4 protein-coding genes and 1 pseudogene are annotated in these 3,516 nt (G+C 71.3%); 1 reads left to right on the top strand and 4 read right to left on the bottom strand.

Annotated elements, in window-relative coordinates; translation table 11 throughout:
* Positions 1-16 precede the first annotated feature (16 nt).
* Positions 17-673 carry a TrmH family RNA methyltransferase gene (locus CVO76_RS01800; RefSeq protein WP_244186280.1) on the bottom strand — a complete coding sequence of 219 codons (657 nt, stop codon included), beginning with the start codon at positions 671-673 and terminating at the stop codon, positions 17-19.
* A gap of 89 nt (positions 674-762) precedes the next feature.
* Here CVO76_RS01800 and CVO76_RS01795 point away from each other — a divergent pair, with 89 nt between their 5' ends.
* Positions 763-1,542: an HAD-IIA family hydrolase gene (locus CVO76_RS01795; protein ID WP_133080278.1), complete on the top strand. Its 780-nt coding sequence runs from the start codon at positions 763-765 to the stop codon at positions 1,540-1,542.
* An 8-nt stretch (positions 1,543-1,550) separates the two neighbouring features.
* On the opposite strand, the gene CVO76_RS01790 is transcribed toward CVO76_RS01795, so the two are convergent.
* The 3 genes and pseudogenes from CVO76_RS01790 to CVO76_RS01780 all read right to left on the bottom strand — a co-directional run.
* A complete protein-coding gene (locus tag CVO76_RS01790) occupies positions 1,551-2,555 on the bottom strand; it encodes a thioesterase domain-containing protein (protein WP_208740472.1) in 1,005 nt (334 codons plus the stop codon).
* Between the two features lie 31 nt (positions 2,556-2,586).
* On the bottom strand, positions 2,587-3,162 hold the full coding sequence (gene pyrE / locus CVO76_RS01785) for an orotate phosphoribosyltransferase (protein WP_208740471.1): 576 nt from the start codon (positions 3,160-3,162) through the stop codon (positions 2,587-2,589).
* 148 nt (positions 3,163-3,310) lie between these two features.
* Positions 3,311-3,516: pseudogene (locus CVO76_RS01780) on the bottom strand (sugar kinase); the annotation flags it as partial.

Here is a 3,516-nt window from a genome sequence, read left to right as displayed (position 1 = left end):
GGTGGTGGCCGCCGGGTCAGGCGTGCTGCCCGAACACGTGCCGCCGCACCCAGCCGTGCATGGCGATCGCGGCGGCCGCCGAGGCGTTGATGGAGCGCGTGGACCCGAACTGGGCGATGGAGAGCGTCGCCTCGGCGGCCTCGTGCACCTCCGGCGTGAGGCCCGGCCCCTCCTGGCCGAACACGAGCACGCAGTTCTCGGGCAGGTCGTAGGTCTCGAGCGGCACCGAGTCGGGGAAGTTGTCGATCCCGATCACCGCCAGTCCCTCCGCCGCGGCCCACTCCGTGAAGTCGGCCACCGTGGGGTGGTGGCGCACGTGCTGGTAGCGGTCGGTGACCATGGCGCCGCGCCGGTTCCACCGCCGTCGCCCGATGATGTGGACCTCCCTGGCGAGGAACGCGTTGGCGGTGCGCACGACGGAGCCGATGTTGAGGTCGTGCTGCCAGTTCTCGATCGCGACGTGGAAGCCGTGGCGGCGCTCGTCGAGGTCCGCCACGATCGCCTCGTGCTTCCAGTACCGGTACGCGTCGACGACGTTGCGGGTGTCCCCGCCTGCCAGCAGGTCACGGTCCCAGTGGTCGCCGTCGGGCCACTCGCCCTCCCACGGACCGACGCCGACGGGACCGCCCGGGGCTCCGTCCGCGGTCTCGGCGTCGACGGCGGGCTCGGGCACGGGTTCTGTCACCCTCCCAGCGTAGTCGGCGCGAAAGGTGGAAGACTGGCACCGGCAGGTCCCCGAACGCCCCCTCTGGAAGGACGCCCATGCGCGAGAACGAACACATCGAGTGCTGGCTCACCGACATGGACGGTGTGCTGGTGCACGAGAACCAGGCCATCCCCGGTGCGGCCGAGCTGATCGAGCGATGGGTGGCCACCTCGAAGCGGTTCCTCGTCCTGACCAACAACTCGATCTACACGCCGCGCGATCTGGCCGCGCGGCTGAAGGCCTCCGGGCTCGAGATCCCCGAGGAGAACCTCTGGACCTCGGCGCTGGCCACCGCGCAGTTCCTGCGCGACCAGCTGCCGGGCGGACGGGCGTACGTGATCGGCGAGGCGGGACTGACGACGGCCCTGCACGAGGCGGGCTTCGTGCTCACCGACACGAACCCCGACTACGTGGTGCTCGGCGAGACCCGCACCTACTCGTTCGAGGCGATCACCAAGGCCGTGCGCCTGATCCTCGACGGCGCCCGCTTCATCGCTACGAACCCGGACGTGACCGGGCCCTCGAAGGAGGGCCCGCTGCCGGCGACGGGCGCCATCGCGGCCATGATCACGGCGGCGACGAGCCGGGACCCCTACATCGTGGGCAAGCCGAACCCCATGATGTTCCGCTCGGCGATGAACCAGATCGACGCGCACTCGGAGACGACGGCGATGATCGGCGACCGCATGGACACCGACATCATCGCCGGCATGGAAGCGGGCCTGCACACGGTCCTGGTGCTCAGCGGTATCACGCAGCCGGAGGACATCGAGGCGTTCCCGTTCCGCCCGGCGCAGATCTGCGAGTCGGTGGCGGACCTGATCGACCAGGTGTAGGAGGCGGCCTAGAAGAGCCGTTTCAGGCCGCCGCCCCGCGGCACGGGGACGTAGTCGCGTTGCACGGCGGAGACGATGCCCTGGTAGATGCCCGGGTTCCACTGCGGGCTCGCGTGTGCCGGCAGCGCCCCCTCGGTCACGTGGTCCGCGGAGACCAGGTTGTCGGGCAGCCCGCGCGCCCACCCGGTCCGAGCACGCGCGTAGTCGACGACGCCGTCGTTCGGGTTCCCGGTGAACACCACCTTCGTCTCCCCGAGGGAGAGCCGGAACCGCGAGACGTCGAAGTGGTAGATGTACGAGGACTCGGACTGGATGAGCTCGCTGCTGGGTGCCAGGGGCGAGAGCTGCTCGAGCGTCTGGTCCACGATCTGGCTCCACGTGCGCTCGTTCTTGTGGACGATCCGCTCGCCGAGCTCGTAGGTGCCCCGCACGCTGATCGGCACACGCACCCCCGCCTCGTACAGCAGCACCACGCCGTCGAACATGCGCTGGTCCTGGACGTCGAAGCGGCTCGACGGCGAGGAGTCCAGCAGCACGAGCTCCACCGGGATGCCGCGGTCGCGCAGCCGGGCGGCCACCTCGACCGCCACCATGCCGCCGAAGCTGTGGCCGTAGAAGTAGAGCCTCTCGAGCCGGAAGTTCTCCACGTAGCGGTTCATCGTGGCGACGATGTTGTTGATGTCGAGCCCGCGGTTGGAGTAGCCCATCACGGCCATCTGCGCGCGCCGGGACAGGGCCGGGCGCAGCGAGTTGAGGATCCAGAGCCCTTCCTCCCAGCTCGTCTTGTACCCGGGGAAGAGGACCCAGCGGTCGTCCGGGAAGCGCGCGCGTGCGTCGTCGTCGTCGAGCGGCAGGATGCGGGTCAGCTCGCGCTGGGACTGGATGACGCGGGTGAAGGCGAGATCCGCCGTCGCTACCGCCGCAGCGGCCGACCCGATGAGGAAGGACCGGCGGGAGGACTCGCGGAAGTCCCGCGCACCGCGCAGGGCCGCCCGGACGCCGTCGTGCTCCATGCGCCGCTCCGTGCCGTGGTCGCGGTCCCCGTCAGGCGAGGCCCAGTTCGTCCCTGCCGAACGCGAAGAGGTAGGGCACACCCGCCTCGGACTCGATGCGCTCCTTCGATCCCGTGCTGCGGTCCACGATGACGGCGACGGCCCGGACGTCGCCGCCGGCCCGCCGGACACCTTCGACGGCGGTCAGCGCGGAGCCGCCGGTGGTGGAGGTGTCCTCCAGGACGACGACGGGACGCCCGGACACGTCGGGTCCCTCCACCTGGCGGCCCATGCCGTGCGTCTTCTGGGTCTTGCGCACCACGAACGCGTCGATCGGCCGGCCCGCCTGCCCTGCCGCGTGCATCACGGCGGTGCCGACCGGGTCCGCGCCCATCGTGAGGCCGCCGGCGGCCTCGAAGGCGATGCCGGCGTCGTCGAGCAGCTGGAGCATCACGCGGCCCACGAGGGCGGATGCCTCATGGTGCAGCGTGATCCGGCGGAGGTCGATGTAGTAGTCGGCCTCGACGCCGCTGGAGAGCGTGACGCGCTCGTGCACGACGGCGAGTTCCCGGATGAGCTCGAGGAGCCTGGTGCGGTCGGTGGTCTGCGCGGAGGTCTCGGCGGTCATGCGGCCAGTCTATCGAGAGGCCGGGGGCGTCCCCGTCGCCCCGCCGCGCCCACCGCGACACTGCGGCCTCCCGCGCCCCGCGTCGGAGCCCCGCCGCCGACCGGTTCCGGCCGGCGGGGTACGCTGCGGACCGGGTAGCCGGATCGGGTCAGCCCGCCAGGCGTGCGCCGGCGGCGTCGATCGCCTCCGGGGAGAGCACATGGGAGATCGCCAGCACCGCGGCGCCCGCCACACCCGCGCTCTGCCCGGACACCGAGGGGACGATCCGCAGGTGCTCCGTCGCCAGCGGCAGCGAGCGCTTGTAGACGATCTCGCGGACACCCGCCAGCAGGTGTTCGCCGGCCTGGGCGAGGG

The organism is Arthrobacter agilis (assembly GCF_002953615.1).
In the GTDB taxonomy this organism is placed as follows: Bacteria; Actinomycetota; Actinomycetes; order Actinomycetales; family Micrococcaceae; genus Arthrobacter_D; species Arthrobacter_D agilis_B.
Note: the sequence above shows the minus strand (reverse complement) of the source record. Positions and strands in the feature narration are given on the sequence as shown.